Source organism: Kocuria sp. cx-455 (assembly GCF_057707085.1).
The window spans coordinates 799,562-814,210 of record NZ_JBYIPM010000001.1 but is presented as its reverse complement, the minus strand read 5'-3'; the positions used below and the strand labels follow the sequence as shown (position 1 = coordinate 814,210).

Below are 14,649 nucleotides of genomic sequence, written 5' to 3'. Positions count from 1 at the left end.
ACGCGAGAGCGTCCGGAAATATCCGCAAAAAATCGGGTCTATGTATACAAAGTTGTTGAATCATGTGACTTATAACACTAGCCTGGAGGCAAAGCCGTTCAACGAGTCCCACAATGATGTCGGAGTGATCATGACCCAGGCTACGTACGCATCCGTTTACGAGAACAGTGTCGGCAACCCGGAGCAGTTCTGGCTCGATGCTGCGCAGGCCGTCGAGTGGATTACGCCTCCCAGCAAGGCCCTCGACGACTCCCGGGCGCCCATCTACCGCTGGTTCCCCGATGCGGAGTTGAACACGTGCGCCAACGCGCTGGACCGCCACGTGGCAGCCGGCCATGGAGAGCGCACGGCCCTCATTTATGACTCCGCCGTGCTGGACATCCAGGAAAAGATTTCCTACAGCGAGCTCCTGGAGCGCGTGAAACTGTTCGCCGGCGCACTCGCGGACCAGGGCGTGACAAAGGGCGACCGCGTTCTGCTGTACATGCCCATGATTGCGGAGTCCGTGGTCGGCATGCTCGCGTGTGCTCGTTTGGGTGCGGTGCATTCGGTGGTGTTCGGTGGGTTCGCTCCTCGGGAGCTCGCCAGCCGCATTGATGATTCCCAGCCGACCGTCATTGTGACGACCTCGGGTGGTGTGGAACCCAAGCGGCGGATCGAGTACATCCCGTCCGTGGAGGAGGCGCTGGAGATCAGTGACCACGCGCCGTCGGCGGTGCTGGTCCACGAACGAGAGGGTTTCGAGAACACCGTGGCCCACGCGCGCGAACGCGCCGAAGGCGTGGCGAACGCCCCCGCATGGCTGTCGTGGACCGAGGCCCTGGAGAAGGCTGAACCCGCGGACGCCGTGACCGTGGCGGCCACCGATCCGCTCTACATCCTCTACACCTCCGGCACCACGGGTAAGCCCAAGGGCGTGGTGCGCGACAACGGCGGTCACGCTGTCGCGCTGACGTGGTCCATGAAGAACATTTACGACGTGGGCGAGGGTGAGGTCATCTGGACCGCCTCGGACGTCGGCTGGGTCGTGGGCCACTCCTACATCGTGTATGCGCCGCTGCTGGTGGGTGCCACCACGGTGCTCTACGAAGGGAAACCCGTGGGCACCCCGGATGCCGGTGCCTTTTGGAAGCGGATCGACAATCACGGGGTGAAGGCGTTGTTCACCGCGCCCACCGCCCTGCGCGCCATTCGGAAGGCGGACCCCGAGGGTGAGTTCGTCAAGGACTACGACATCTCCTCGCTGCGGGCGCTGTTCGTGGCCGGCGAGCGCCTCGACCCGGAGACCTATCACTGGGCGGCCAAGGTGCTCGGCGTTCCCGTGATCGATCACTGGTGGCAGACCGAAACCGGATGGGCGATTTGCTCGAACCCGTTCGGCATCGAGAAGTTGCCGATCGTGGCCGGCTCGCCCACTGTTGCGGTACCCGGGTACAACGTGGCGATCCTGGATCCCCTGGGTGATCCCGTGGCGCAGGGAGAAGAGGGCAATATCGCGGTCAAGCTGCCCTTGCCCCCCGGCACGCTGGCGACCCTGTGGGGCGACGACGATCGCTACGTTTCCTCCTACCTCGAGGCCTTCCCGGGCTACTACGCCACCGGCGACTCGGGCTTCATTGACGAGAACGGCTACGTGTACGTGATGGGCCGCACCGATGACGTGATAAACGTGTCCGGGCATCGCCTGTCCACGGGCCAGATGGAACAAATCGTGGCCACCCACCCGGATGTCGCGGAGTGCGCGGTGATCGGCGTCAATGACCCGCTCAAGGGACAGCGCCCCTCCGGCTACGTGGTGCTCAAGACCGGCTCCGAGATCAGCGAGGAAGAGCTGGCCAAGGACCTGGTCAAGCTCGTGCGCTCGGGGATCGGCCCGGTGGCGGATTTCAAGGATGTGGCCGTGGTGGAAGCGCTGCCCAAGACCCGTTCGGGCAAGATCCTGCGCAAGACCATGCGCCAGATGGCCGACGGGGAGAAGTACTCGGTGCCCTCCACCATTGAGGACGATTCGGTTTTGGACGCGCTGCACTCGATCCTGGCGCCCAAGTCCTGAGTAGTCATGGTGTGACGGGAGGCAGCCGGGGATTCGTCCCCGGCTGCCTCTGGTTTACTCGGTGTCATGACCAACACTGTGGAATGGACTGTCAGGCCGGAAACGGAACAGGATGGTGCCGCCGTCCGGTACGTGCTCGAGCAGGCGTTTCCGACCGCCGAGGAAGCTGATCTGGTAGACGCGCTCCGTGAAGACTCCGCGTGGCTCGAGGGGTTGTCCTACGTCGCGGAGGATCAGGACGGCACGGTGGTGGCTCACGCGTTATTGACCCGGTGCCACATCGACAATGTCCCCGCGCTGTGCCTCGCCCCGAGTTCGGTGCTGCCCGATCGACAACGCGGGGGAGCGGGTACGGCGGTTACGACGGCCGTGCTGCACGCAGCTGCAGAGCGAGGGGAAAAATTCGTCGTCGTTCTGGGTCACCCGGAGTACTACCCGAGATTCGGCTTCGAGAGGGCTTCCGCATCGGGGGTGCACTTGAGCATCGAGGTTCCCGATGATGCACTCATGGTGCTGTCCTTGGACGGCACAACTCAGGTTCCCAGCGGGCTGGTTCGTTACGCGGGGCCCTTCGGCATCTGACGAGTCACCCGGTCCAGCCGTACTCCAACTCGGGACGGCCAGGAGTGCCGTGGCGAGAGCGCCGTTGAACGGTTCCCTTCTCGGTCAGGTGCTCGAGGTAGCGCCGTGCCGTGACTCGGGACAGCCCCAAATCCTTGGCGAGCTCGGCGGCCGAGCGGAACTGTCCACCGTCTTGAAGGGCGGTCACTAACGAATCGAGGGTCTCGGGGGAGAGCCCTTTGGGAACCTTGGGCGGCGACTGGTCCTGCATCGTGGCGAAGGCCCGATCGAGTTCCTCCTGGTCGAACGTGGTGGACGCCGGTGTGGCTGCGGACAGCAGCCGGTGGTACTGGGCATAGGACGCGAGCTTGCGCTCGAACACGTCAAAGGTGAACGGCTTGATCAGATACCCGACCACGCCGAGCGCCGTGGCCCCGCGCACGGTTCCCGCGTCACGGTGGGCGCTGACGATCATGAAGTCGACATCCACCCAACGAGCACGGAGTGTCCGCGCCACGTCCAGCCCGGACATGTCCGGCAGGTTGATGTCCTGCAGCACTAAGTGCACTGGTTCCGGGCCCGACGCTTTCTGGATGATGGCCCTGGTCGCTGCTTGCCCCGTGAGCGCGACACCCACCACCCGGAAGCCAGGACAGCGCTTGACGTACTCCGCGTGGGCCGCCGCGGTGAGTTCTTCATCGTCAACGACGAACACGTTGATCATGAGTCGTCCCCTTCCGCATCGCGGGCCGAGTCGTGCACGGGGATCTCCACCGTGAAGACTGCCCCGGCATCGTTGCCGAACCGCAGACGGGATCCCCATGATTCGGCAATGTGCTGGGCGAGGTAAAGACCCACTCCGCGCATGGAATCGCCCGCAGGTTTGGTGGAGACCCCTCGGTCGAACAAAGAATCGGCGACCTCGGGAGCCACACCCGGGCCGGTGTCGGCCACGGTCAGATGCACGTACCCGGCGCGCTCGGACGGCGCCAGCTCCACCTCCACGGCCGGTTCTTCCCGGTGCCGATTGGACGCCGCCGCGTCAATTGCGTTGTCCAGCAGGTTGCCGACCACGCTGACCACCTCCGAAGGGTCCGCCGAGGACACCGGGATCTCACCGTGCGCCAGGACCTGCAGGTCCACACCGCGCTCGTGGGCCTCTGCGGTCTTCCCGAGGAGCAAGGCGGAGAGATATGGATCCGCCACCGACTGCGTCACCCTTGATCCGAGATCACGGGTCATCGAAAGATTGGACGCCGCGAAATTGAGGGCCTGCGGGTACCGCTGGAGCTCCAGCAGGGACACCACCGTGTGCATCCGGTTCGCGTGTTCGTGCGTCTGCGCTCGCAGACCGGCGGCCATGGTGCGCACGGTGTCCAGTTCCCCGGACAGCCGGGTGAGTTCGGTGTGATCCTGAACGATGAGCACTCGCAACTTGGCGTCCCGTGCTGCCTTCACGCAGGAGACGATCAACGTCCGGGCGCCCACGGTGCACCACTGGTCCGAGAAGACGCGCCGGTGGTCAAGGAGCCCGCGGATCGAGGCCGGCAGGGTGCCCGCGGGCCGCGGTTGAGTTCTGCGGCGTAGCGCAACGGAACGACGGCGCCGGGCCCGGGCGGCGTCGGCGGCGGCGGTGGGCATGTCGAGCAGGTGACGAGCGCGGGCATTGGCGAGCACCGGGCGGTCCAGGTCATCGAGCAGTACGAGACCCTCGCGCGCTTCGGCCAGAACGGCGTCGTTGAGAGCCTGCGAACGAACGAGCGCTTCGGGCGCTTGACCATTGGTGGCGCGGCTGAGATAGCGCGCCAAGAGGTAGCTGACCAAAGAAGACATGACCAGCAGGGCCGCGACGATCAACGCGAGTCCCGGAAGCTGCTGCCGACTCTCCTGGGCGATCTGGTCGAGCAGCACGCCGCTGGAAACCAGGCCGACTAGGGAACCGTCGGTGTCGTAAACGGGTGCAATGGTGCGTACCGAGGGGCCGAGCTGACCGGTTTCGGTCTCGGTGTAGGTCTCGCCAGCGAGCGCGTGAGAACGATCGCCCACATATTGTCGCCCCACGTATTCCGGAATCGCGTGGGTGAGGCGGGTGCCCTCGGGGGTCATGAGCGTGACGAAATCGATGTCGGATTCGTCCTCGATTCGATGCGCGTAGGCCTGCAGTCGGGCGGTGGGATCCGTGGCAGTCAGGCCGTCGCGGACGAACGGGTCCTGAGCCATCACGGACGTGGCCGCCCGGGTTACCGACTCCGCCCGCATGGTGACCCACGAACGGGTCTGTTGGATCATCACCAGCGCAACGACCACGGAAATGACGAGCACCAGTCCGAGCTGCAGCGCCAGAAACCGTTGGGCGAGTGACACATGCACCTCCGCACCTCTCTGGGTCGGCTGGTCGGGACAAGGGGTGTGACCGGCGTCATGAACAGTATGAACACAACGCGACAGAACTCGCAGGGCTGCGTGAGGCTGGTCACTATTCCAGCACTCGTGTTCTAAGGAGCCATCATGGCCGATAACTCAACGGCACCGCGGTCAGCGCAGACCGTGTCCCGCGGGGCGCAACGCAAGCCCAAAAAGGACCGCACCCACTATCTCTACATGTTCGTGATCGCCGGTGTGGTCATTGGCGCCCTGCTCGGCCTGATCGTGCCCGACTTCGCTGTGACCCTCAAACCCCTGGGCACCGCTTTCATCGCGTTGATCAAGATGATGATCGCGCCGGTCATTTTCTGCACCATTGTGCTGGGCGTGGGCTCGATCGCCCACGCCGCCACCGTGGGCAAGGTGGGCGGCATGGCCCTGGCCTACTTCTTGATCATGTCCACGTTCGCGCTGTTCATCGGCCTGGTGGTCGGCAATATCGTGCAGCCCGGTAGCGGCCTGGACCTGGCCAACGCCAGTTATGATTCCGCCGGTTTGGCGTCCACTGCGGACCACGGTGAGGAGGGAGCCGTCGGGTTCCTGCTGGGGATCATCCCCACCACCCTGCTGTCCTCGCTGACGGCCGGTAACATCCTGCAGACCCTGTTCGTGGCCCTGCTGATCGGGTTCGCCCTGCAGGCCATGGGGGAGTCCGGCAAGCCCGTGCTCAAGGCCGTGACCTACATCCAGGCCCTGGTGTTCCGTCTGCTCATGATGGTCATGTGGGTTGCCCCGATCGGCGCCCTGGGTGCCATTGCCGGCGTTGTCGGCGCCACCGGCATTCAGGCCATCGTCTCCATGATCGGCTTGATGGCCGCGTTTTACGTCACCTGCATCCTGTTCATCGTGGTGGTGCTGGGTCTGGTGCTGAAGCTGGTTTCCGGTGTGAACATCTTCAAGCTCATGAAGTACCTGGCCCGTGAGTACCTGCTCATCTTCTCCACCTCCTCGTCCGAAGCCGCCCTGCCGCGCCTGATCGCCAAGATGGAACACCTGGGTGTCTCCAAGCCCGTGGTGGGCGTGGTGGTTCCCACCGGTTACTCCTTCAACTTGGACGGCACCGCAATTTACCTGACCATGGGCGCACTCTTCGTGGCGGACGCCATGGGCACCCCGCTGGCCCTGGGTGAGCAGATCACCCTGTTGTTGTTCATGATCATTGCCTCCAAGGGCGCCGCCGGTGTCTCCGGCGCAGGCATCGCCACCCTGGCCGCCGGCCTGCAGTCCCACCGCCCCGACCTGGTGGACGGCGTGGGTCTGATCGTCGGCATCGACCGCTTCATGTCCGAGGCCCGCGCGCTCACCAACTTCTCCGGTAACGCCGTGGCCACCGTGGTGCTGGGCACCCTGGTCAAGCAGGTGGACAAGGAGCGCGTGAACCGCGTTCTCGCGGGCCAAGTGCCTTTCGACGAGCAGTCCTTGGTCGCCGATCCGCATGCCTCGCCCACGTCCGCCGAGCAAGCGCTCGAGGGCAGTCCCGAGGTCAAGCCGCTGAGCCCGCAGAACGCCTGATCGCCGGCTTCGCCTCATACTCGTCATGTCCCCTCCGGTCACCGACCGGAGGGGACATCGTGTGTTAGACATACTGTGGTCCACTCAGGCTGCTGTGGATCGCTCCCCTCAACCGTTCTCCGGGCGTTCTTACCGCGGGCGGTTGAAGGGCCCCCCACCCCCCCCCACGTAAGGCCACCATGTCCGCCACACCCCATGTCGTAGCGATTGTTCCGTGCCACAACGAAGAAGGCGCCATAGCCAAAGTCGTCTGCGATCTCCACGCGACAATCCCCGGTATCGATGTCTACGTGTACGACAACTGCTCCACGGATCGCACGGCCCAGGTGGCAGAGCGGGCGGGAGCCCATGTGCGCTATGAGACGGAGAAGGGCAAGGGCAACGTGATTCGTCGAGCATTCGCGGATCTCGACGCGGACGTCTATCTCCTGATCGACGGGGACGACACGTACGACGTGGCCGACGCTCCCGGCATGATCGAAACTCTCCTGGCCGGGCCCTACGACCACGTGCTGGGCGTGCGCAGGCAAGTGTCGGACACGGCATACCGTTCCGGTCACGAGTCGGGGAACAAGTTTTTCAATTCCATGGTCAGCTTCGCCTTCCGGCGCGAGGTGTCCGACATGCTCAGTGGCTACCGCGTGTTTTCCCGGCGCTTCGTCAAATCCTTCCCGGCACTGTCGCGGGAGTTCGAGATCGAGACGGAACTGACGATCCACGCTGTGAACGAGCGCGTACCTCAGACGGAGGTCCCAGTGGGCTTCAGGGATCGCGCGGAGGGAACCGAGAGCAAGCTGCGCACCTACCATGACGGGTTCCGGATTCTGCGCATCTTCTCCCAGCTGTTGTTCCATGAGCGCCCGTTCTTGATCACGAGTATTTTTTCCGGTGTCCTTGCGGTCCTGGGGCTCATGTTCGGACTGCCGGTGGTGGCCGAGTACTTCCAGACGGGCATGGTGCCGCGTTTTCCCACGGCGTTCTTGGCCTCCGCGCTGTTCATCCTGGCCGGGGTGTTCCTCCTCATGGGCGTATTGCTCAACGGTCAGGTGAAAATTCGCAGGGAGGCCTCGCGGTTGTTCTACCTCCGGTTACCGGCACCGCCGTTCGGTGCGACGTCCCCGCGCCGTGAACTGCCCACGGACCACACGACTATCGAGGATGTGGCCTGATGGACGTCTCCCGTTACCTGAACCGTGAAACCCTCCGGCGACACCTCAACCGTGACACCCTCCACCGCATCAAGGACGACTGGCGGTGGCGGCCGCTCCTCAAAGGCTTGGGAGTCCTGGTGGCACTGCAATTCGTGCTTTTCGGACTCCTCATCGTGGGGCAGGCCGTTCCGGACAAACCGATCGTGGACAACCTCGTGTCCTCGATCGAGAAAAACACCTACGGCCCCAGTGCAATCCCCGACCGCATGGGCACCCAGTCGGACACGTTCACGGAATGCGTGGTCGTGGGGACCGGACTCGGAGCGCCCCCGGACGAGTCCGCCCTGAGCCGGGCCGCGCGCATGCCGCGCATCGACAACTGCGCCGGTGGCAAGCAGGACATCGCGGAACTGGCGCAGGGCAAGGTATTCGAGGACAGCAACTACTACAAGTACTGGGCCGGCTACACCATCATCACGCGTCCCTTGCTAGCCTCGGTCGGGCTCGAAGGCCTGCGCATCGTCTCCGGCACCCTGATGATCACGGGGTTGTTCGCCGCCCTGGTGCTGGTTCGGTCCAAAACGTCCACCGCGGTGACCCTCGCGTTGTTCCTCCCCTTCGTGATGGGGACCAACATGCTCTCCACCCCCTCCACGTCATTCAGCCAGTCCATTGCCATCACGTTCATTTTCCTTTCGGTGATTCTCACCGCCGTGGGGTTCACGAGGTCGACATACCTGGGCCTGCTGGGCGCGGCGCTCGGGGCCGCACTGTTCTGTTACGTGGATCTGCTGACCACACCGGCCATTCCGTGGGGCATGTCCACTTTCGTGTTGGCCGCGGCGGTCTGGTACCGCGAACGTGACCTCAGGAGCGCGGCGACCTGGGGTGTTCTCGCCGCCGTGGTGTGGCCCGCCGCGTTCGGTCTCACCTGGGTGTTCCGCTGGATCTTCGGGGCGGTGTTCATGGGAATCGGTGAGACGATCGCGATGGTTCGACAAAACGTCGGGTTCCGGACCGGCGGCAGTCACAGCGGCGTCTCGGACGTGTTCGGTGCGGGCATTGCAAGCAACGTGTCCTTCTGGTGGAACAACATTCCCACCGCGCAGTTGGTGTTCTACGGATGTCTGATCGCCGCGGCAATCGGCCTCGTTCTGGCCGTGCGCCGCGGGGGAGTGGACCGCCTGAAGATCGCGGGAGTACTCGCGCTGCCCCTGGTGATCCCCCCGTTCTGGTACACCGTGGTCAGCAATCACTCTCAGATCCACGAGTTCTTCGTCAACCGCGGGGTGCCCGCCGCGCTGGCCGTGGTCACGGCAGCCTGCTGGGCCGCAGCGGTCCGAACAGCGCCTCCCGGGGCACAACACGTCCCCTCCGAGAAGTCCGAGACCACGACCGGGTCCACCTCGGTTGGTTCGCTCCCGCGTGACGGCGGTAGTGTGGGGCGTTGAGACCCGACCAGTGACTTGAGGAAAGCAGGCCGTAGCACGTGAGCAAAGCCAGTGACGAGAGGTTCCCCGAGCTCGATGACCGGTCATCGGGCACCGTAGGCCCCACCGGCCGTCCCGTGCGGACCTTCCCGGATCCGCCCGAACTCACGGATCACGGCCCCGCCCGCATCATCGCCATGGTGAACCAGAAGGGTGGCGTGGGCAAGACCACCTCCACCATCAACCTGGGTGCCGCGCTCGCGGAAACCGGCCGCAAGGTGCTCCTGGTGGACTTCGACCCGCAGGGCGCGCTCTCCGCGGGTTTCGGATCCAACCCGCACGAGCTGGACCTGACCATCTACAACGTGATGATGGACCGCTCCGTGGACGTGTGGGACGTGGTGCAGGAAACCCACGTGCCCAACGTGGATCTGCTGCCGGCCAACATCGATCTCTCCGCCGCCGAGGTGCAGCTGGTCACCGAGGTGGCCCGCGAACAGGTGCTGTCCTCCGCGCTGCGCAAGGTCGAGGAATACTACGACGTGATCCTCATCGACTGCCAGCCGTCCCTGGGCCTGCTCACGGTCAACGCCCTGACCGCATCCCACGGGGTAATCATCCCGCTGATCTGCGAATTCTTCGCGCTGCGCGCCGTGGCCCTGCTGGTGGATTCCATCGAGAAGGTCCAGGATCGCCTGAACCCCAAGCTGCAGATCGACGGCGTGCTGGCCACGATGTTCGACTCGCGCACCCTGCACTCGCGCGAGGTCATTGCGCGCATCGTGGATGCCTTCGGGGACAAGGTCTTCGACACGGTCATCAAACGAACCGTGAAGTTCCCGGACGCGACCGTCGCCGCGGAACCGATCCTCAACTTCGCCACGAACCACCCGGGCGCCGAGTCCTACCGTCAGCTCGCGCGCGAGCTGATCAGCCGCGGCGGCGCGCCGTGATCTGCGCTGCCCGCACCGCTCTAGGCCTGACCTCGCACGGGGCCACCTCACGAGCATGAGCATTGTCGCCGAGCGTCCCACGGACTCGGACACCGGTTTCACGGTGGCCCTGGACAACTTCCAAGGCCCCTTTGACGTGTTGCTCTCCCTGATCGCCAAGCACGAAATGGACATCACCCACGTGGCCCTGTCCGTGGTCACGGACGAGTTCATCCGCTACGTGAAGGCATTGCAGGAAGAGGGCTCGGTCAAGGCCCTGGACGAGGCCAGCGAATTCCTGGTGATCGCGGCGACCCTGCTCGATCTCAAGGCCGCGCGGTTGTTGCCGCGCGGGGAGGTGGAGGACGACTACGACGTCGAACTCCTCGAAGCCCGCGACCTGCTGTTCGCCCGACTGCTGCAATACAAGGCGTTCAAGGAAGTGGCCGGGCAACTCAACCGGCGCTTCGCCGCGGAGTCGGTGCGGATCCCGCGGCAGGTGGACCTGGACCCCGCGGTGACCACCGCCCTGCCGCCGCTGCAGTGGACGCTCACCCCCGATCAATTCGCCCAGCTGGCCGTTGCCGCGCTGGACCCCGAACGGCACGTTCCGGACGAGGTCAATGTGGAGCACCTGCACGGTGCGGCGGTGCGGGTGGCGGACGAGGCCGAGACCATGGCCGACATCCTCCGAGACGGCCGGGACCATAGCTTTGCCGGGCTCATCGCGGACGCGGAATCCACCCTGGTAATCGTGGTGCGGTTTCTGGCGATCCTGGAGATGTTCCGTGACCGTGTGGTGCGGATCCGCCAGGATGAGGTACTCGGGCCCCTGCTCGTGCGCTGGGTCGGCCCGGACGACTGGACCTCGGAAGGGCTCAACAGCGAGTACACGGGGGCGGAGCCGGCCCTTGCGGACCCCGCACCGAGCGGCAACGGCGCGGGGGAGTGACCACTGGCCACGGCGGCGCCGAAAACCTGAAACAATGAGACACGTCATGGATCGGTGTGAACCGTACCGAAGGAGATGATGTCAGCGTGGTAAACGAACCACACGAACAACCCCCGACCGATATCCACGCGGCCCTTGAGGCCGTGCTCATGGTGGCGGCAGCCCCCGTCCGGGAAGAAGAACTCGCACGGAGCCTCAACGTGCCCGTGCACGAGGCGCGCAGCGGCCTGGAATACCTGAAAGCCGAGTACGACGGCGTGATCGGTCCCACCCCCGCGGCCCCACCGGAATCACCGCAGCTCGGATATGATGGAGGGTCGGCCCCCAGAACGCGCGGTTTCGAACTGCGCCACGTGGCCGGCGGCTGGCGCATCTACTCGCGCAGCGAGTACGCCCAGCTCGTGACCGACTTCGTGGTGGAAGGCAGCAGCTCGCGCCTGTCGCAAGCAGCCCTGGAAACCTTGGCCGTGGTGGCCTACCTGCAACCCGTGTCCCGCTCCCGGGTCTCAGCCATCCGCGGTGTCAACGTGGACGGCGTGGTGCGCACCCTGGTGCAACGCGGCCTGCTCACGGCACACGAACGCGAGGAAGCCACGGGTTCCGTGCTCTACTCCACCACCCCCTTGTTCTTGGAAAAGCTGGGACTCGGTTCACTGGATGAACTGCCAGACATCGCCCCGCTGCTTCCCGGAACCGACCAACTCGAAGACTTAGAGGACTGATCTCAGCATGGCTCAATCACGTAACAACTCCTCCCGCGGCGGTGGCAAGCCCGGCGGCGGCGCTCGCGGTCCGCAGGGTCGCGGCAAGGGATCCAAGGCCGGACCCAAGGGCGGCTTCAGGTCCGGGCCGAAAACCGGTCCCAAGTCCGGCCCCAAGTCCGGACCGGGTAAGCCCAAGGCCTCGGCGGGGCAGAAGGGCCCGCAGAAGCCCCGTGCCTTCGGCGGTGTGGACAAGTACGAGCGCCGCGCCTCGGCGATCAAGGAGCACGGCCCGCACCGGCGGCGTCGTCCCAAGAACCCGCCCGTGGACCGTCTGGAGGCCCACGACGAGAACGGCGTGCGGCTGCAGAAGCTCATGGCCCAGGCCGGTGTGGCTTCGCGGCGCGTGTGCGAAGAAATGATTCTGGACGGGCGCGTGGAGGTGGACGGCCAGATCGTCAACGAGCTGGGCGTGCGCGTGGATCCCGCGCTGCAAAGCGTTCACGTGGACGGCATGCGGATCCAGACCGATGAGAAGCTCGTCTACTACGCGTTCAACAAGCCGGCGGGCGTGGTCTCCACCATGGAGGATCCGGACGGTCGCCGCTGCGTGAGTGACTTCCTGGATGCCCGCAAGCACGAGCGCGTGTTCCACGTGGGCCGCCTGGACGTGGAGACCGAGGGTCTGCTGCTGCTCACCAACGACGGCGAACTCACCAACCGTCTGACCCACCCCTCCTACGAGGTGCCCAAAACCTACCTGGTGCAGGTGCACGGACCCGTGGAGAAGGGCGTGGGCAAGCAGCTGCGCGAGGGCATCAAGCTCGAGGACGGCATCGCCAAGGTGGATTCGTTCAAGCTCGTGGACTCCACACCCGGCCACGTGCTGATCGAGGTGGTGCTGCACACCGGTCGTAACCGCATTGTTCGCCGCATGTTCGACGCCGTGGGCCACCCGGTCGAGAAGCTCGCACGCACCCAGGTGGGTCCGATTGCCATTGGTGATCAGCGCCAGGGAGCGGTGCGCAAGCTGTCCCACACCGAGGTGGGCACCCTGCTCGCATCGGTGGGGATGTAACGGTGGTTCCGGCGATCGCCTCCACCTCCGGACCGGTCCTGGTGATCGGCGCGGGACTCCTGGGCGCGAGCATCGGGCTGGGACTGCAGCACCTGGGCGTGCGCGTGTACGTGCGCGACTCCTCGCCCACCACGGAGGCCGTGGCCCAGGACATCGGCGCGGGCCAATCCGTGCGCGCGGTTCGCGAAGCGGGCCAGACGCTGGCCGATCCCGCCCTGGTGGTCGTGGCCACTCCGCCGGACGTGGTCTCCGAACTCGTGGTCGAGGCGCTGTCCGATTTCCCGAACGCCGTGGTCATCGACATTGCCTCGGTGAAGTCCGCGATTCTCGACGACGTCGCCGCGGCCGGTGCGGATCTGTCCCGCTACGTGGGCACGCATCCCATGGCCGGACGCGAGAAGTCCGGTCCCGTGGCGGCCCGCGGTGAGCTGTTCACCTCCATGCCGTGGGTGATCTGCCCGACCGAGTCGACCGGCGCACGGGCCCTCACCACGGCCAAGAACCTGGCCGTGGACCTGGGGGCGACCGTGACCGTGCTGGACGCGGCCGAACACGACGAGACCGTGGCGTTGATTTCCCACCTGCCGCAGGTGATGTCCTCGCTGCTGGCCTCCCGGTTGCAGGACACCCCGTTGCACCACCTGTCCCTGTCCGGCCAGGGGCTGCGGGACACCACGCGCATTGCGGGCTCCGACCCGGCCCTGTGGGTGCAGATCCTCTCCGCGAACGCCCGACCCATCGTGGCATCCCTCCACGAGGTGCGCACCGACCTGGACCGGCTGATCTCCACGCTGGAGAACCCCACGGCCGGCGGTGCGCGCTTGGACATCGCCCAGCTCATGGCCGAGGGCAACTCCGGGCAGGCACGGATTCCCGGCAAGCACGGTGGCGCGCCCAAAGCGTTCGCCACGCTCACGGTGGCCGTTGACGACACCCCCGGTACCCTGGCGCGGCTGCTGGCCGAGATCGGGGACATCGGGGTCAACTTGGAGGATCTGCGGTTGGAGCACTCACCGGGACAACCGGTGGGTCTGGCCGTGGTGTCCGTGGATCCCAACCGCCGCGATGAGCTCGTGGCCGCGCTGAACGCACGCAACTGGAAGGTGGTGCAGTAATGGACGCACGCGATGAGAACGCCCGATTGGTGGTCGCCATTGACGGGCCTTCCGGTTCCGGGAAGTCCTCCGTGTCCAAGGAAGTGGCTCGCCGCTTCAACCTGGCCTACCTGGACACCGGTGCCATGTACCGCGCCGTGACGTGGTGGTGCCTGCACACGAACGTGGACCTGACCGATGCGGACGCCATTGTGCAGGCCACCCGCACCGTTCCCCTCGAGATGGGCACCGACCCCAATGGCGAGCGCCTCACCGTGGCCGGCCAGGACGTCCGCTCCGCCATCCGCGGGGACGAGGTGACCAACAACGTCTCCGCCATTGCCACGACCGTTCCCGCCCGTGAGGTGCTGGTGGCCCTGCAGCGCCAGATCATTGCCGATTCCGGTGAGCGCATGGTGGCCGAGGGCCGCGACATCACCACCGTGGTGGCCCCGGATGCCACCGTACGGATTCTGCTGACCGCCTCCGAGGAAGCGCGCATGGCGCGCCGGGGCAAGCAACTGGGCGCGGCGGCGTCGTCGAATTTGAAAGACCAAGTGGTGGGCCGTGATGCCAAGGACTCCACCGTGGTGAACTTCACCGAAGCGCAGGACGGCGTGCACCTGCTGGACTCGTCCGAACTGAGCATGGAGCAAACCGTGCAGGGCGTGATCGACCTGGTGATCCGCACCACCCAAACCATGACCGAACGGGCCGCCGGCCCCGATCAATCCCCGGGCGCCCCCGCCCAGAGTAAGTGA

13 protein-coding genes are annotated in these 14,649 nt (G+C 65.5%); 11 read left to right on the top strand and 2 right to left on the bottom strand.

Annotated features, from left to right (window positions below):
* The first annotated feature begins 64 nt into the window (after nt 1-64).
* Together AC3ENJ_RS03760 and AC3ENJ_RS03755 are read left to right on the top strand one after the other, a co-directional pair.
* Nucleotides 65-2,053 carry a propionyl-CoA synthetase gene (locus tag AC3ENJ_RS03760; protein ID WP_308495935.1) on the top strand — a complete coding sequence of 663 codons (1,989 nt, stop codon included), beginning with the start codon at nt 65-67 and terminating at the stop codon, nt 2,051-2,053.
* A 66-nt stretch (nt 2,054-2,119) separates the two neighbouring features.
* Nucleotides 2,120-2,635, top strand: a complete 516-nt coding sequence (locus AC3ENJ_RS03755; RefSeq protein ID WP_190782426.1) for a GNAT family N-acetyltransferase — start codon at nt 2,120-2,122, stop codon at nt 2,633-2,635.
* Nucleotides 2,636-2,639: 4 nt separating this feature from the next.
* On the opposite strand, the gene AC3ENJ_RS03750 is transcribed toward AC3ENJ_RS03755, so the two are convergent.
* On the bottom strand, nt 2,640-3,338 hold the full coding sequence (locus tag AC3ENJ_RS03750; protein WP_431813124.1) for a response regulator: 699 nt from the start codon (nt 3,336-3,338) through the stop codon (nt 2,640-2,642).
* A complete protein-coding gene (locus tag AC3ENJ_RS03745; protein WP_431813123.1) occupies nt 3,335-4,978 on the bottom strand; it encodes a sensor histidine kinase in 1,644 nt (547 codons plus the stop codon). The genes AC3ENJ_RS03750 and AC3ENJ_RS03745 overlap by 4 nt, the downstream gene beginning before the upstream one ends.
* Before the next feature lie 144 nt (nt 4,979-5,122).
* On the opposite strand from AC3ENJ_RS03745, the gene AC3ENJ_RS03740 reads away from it, so the two are divergent.
* The 9 genes from AC3ENJ_RS03740 (at nt 5,123) to cmk (ending at nt 14,649) form a co-directional block, all read left to right on the top strand.
* Nucleotides 5,123-6,550 (top strand): cation:dicarboxylate symporter family transporter, encoded by a 1,428-nt coding sequence (locus AC3ENJ_RS03740; protein ID WP_190782423.1) that lies wholly within the window; start codon nt 5,123-5,125, stop codon nt 6,548-6,550.
* Nucleotides 6,551-6,729: 179 nt separating this feature from the next.
* Nucleotides 6,730-7,719: a glycosyltransferase gene (locus tag AC3ENJ_RS03735; RefSeq protein ID WP_431813122.1), complete on the top strand. Its 990-nt coding sequence runs from the start codon at nt 6,730-6,732 to the stop codon at nt 7,717-7,719.
* A complete protein-coding gene (locus AC3ENJ_RS03730; protein WP_431813121.1) occupies nt 7,719-9,152 on the top strand; it encodes a hypothetical protein in 1,434 nt (477 codons plus the stop codon). Before AC3ENJ_RS03735 ends, AC3ENJ_RS03730 begins: the two co-directional genes overlap by 1 nt.
* Nucleotides 9,153-9,190: 38 nt before the next feature.
* Complete coding sequence (locus AC3ENJ_RS03725; RefSeq protein ID WP_190782420.1) at nt 9,191-10,084, top strand: ParA family protein; 894 nt, start codon at nt 9,191-9,193, stop codon at nt 10,082-10,084.
* A gap of 55 nt (nt 10,085-10,139) precedes the next feature.
* Nucleotides 10,140-11,015 carry a segregation and condensation protein A gene (locus tag AC3ENJ_RS03720; protein WP_431813120.1) on the top strand — a complete coding sequence of 292 codons (876 nt, stop codon included), beginning with the start codon at nt 10,140-10,142 and terminating at the stop codon, nt 11,013-11,015.
* Between the two features lie 86 nt (nt 11,016-11,101).
* Entirely contained in the window at nt 11,102-11,737 is a 636-nt protein-coding gene (gene scpB, locus AC3ENJ_RS03715) for an SMC-Scp complex subunit ScpB (RefSeq protein WP_190807693.1), read from the top strand.
* Between the two features lie 7 nt (nt 11,738-11,744).
* Nucleotides 11,745-12,794 carry a pseudouridine synthase gene (locus tag AC3ENJ_RS03710; protein ID WP_190807692.1) on the top strand — a complete coding sequence of 350 codons (1,050 nt, stop codon included), beginning with the start codon at nt 11,745-11,747 and terminating at the stop codon, nt 12,792-12,794.
* A gap of 2 nt (nt 12,795-12,796) precedes the next feature.
* Complete coding sequence (locus AC3ENJ_RS03705; protein WP_431813119.1) at nt 12,797-13,909, top strand: prephenate dehydrogenase; 1,113 nt, start codon at nt 12,797-12,799, stop codon at nt 13,907-13,909.
* Complete coding sequence (cmk, locus tag AC3ENJ_RS03700) at nt 13,909-14,649, top strand: (d)CMP kinase (RefSeq protein ID WP_431813118.1); 741 nt, start codon at nt 13,909-13,911, stop codon at nt 14,647-14,649. The genes AC3ENJ_RS03705 and cmk overlap by 1 nt, the downstream gene beginning before the upstream one ends.

Coding starts and splice junctions, on each gene's coding strand:
- AC3ENJ_RS03740 (WP_190782423.1), top strand. CDS start 5,123: ATGGCCGATAACTCAACGGCACCGCGGTCAGCGCAGACCGTGTCCCGC.
- AC3ENJ_RS03710 (WP_190807692.1), top strand. CDS start 11,745: ATGGCTCAATCACGTAACAACTCCTCCCGCGGCGGTGGCAAGCCCGGC.
- AC3ENJ_RS03755 (WP_190782426.1), top strand. CDS start 2,120: ATGACCAACACTGTGGAATGGACTGTCAGGCCGGAAACGGAACAGGAT.
- AC3ENJ_RS03735 (WP_431813122.1), top strand. CDS start 6,730: ATGTCCGCCACACCCCATGTCGTAGCGATTGTTCCGTGCCACAACGAA.
- AC3ENJ_RS03720 (WP_431813120.1), top strand. CDS start 10,140: ATGAGCATTGTCGCCGAGCGTCCCACGGACTCGGACACCGGTTTCACG.
- AC3ENJ_RS03750 (WP_431813124.1), bottom strand. CDS start 3,338: ATGATCAACGTGTTCGTCGTTGACGATGAAGAACTCACCGCGGCGGCC.
- cmk (WP_431813118.1), top strand. CDS start 13,909: ATGGACGCACGCGATGAGAACGCCCGATTGGTGGTCGCCATTGACGGG.
- AC3ENJ_RS03730 (WP_431813121.1), top strand. CDS start 7,719: ATGGACGTCTCCCGTTACCTGAACCGTGAAACCCTCCGGCGACACCTC.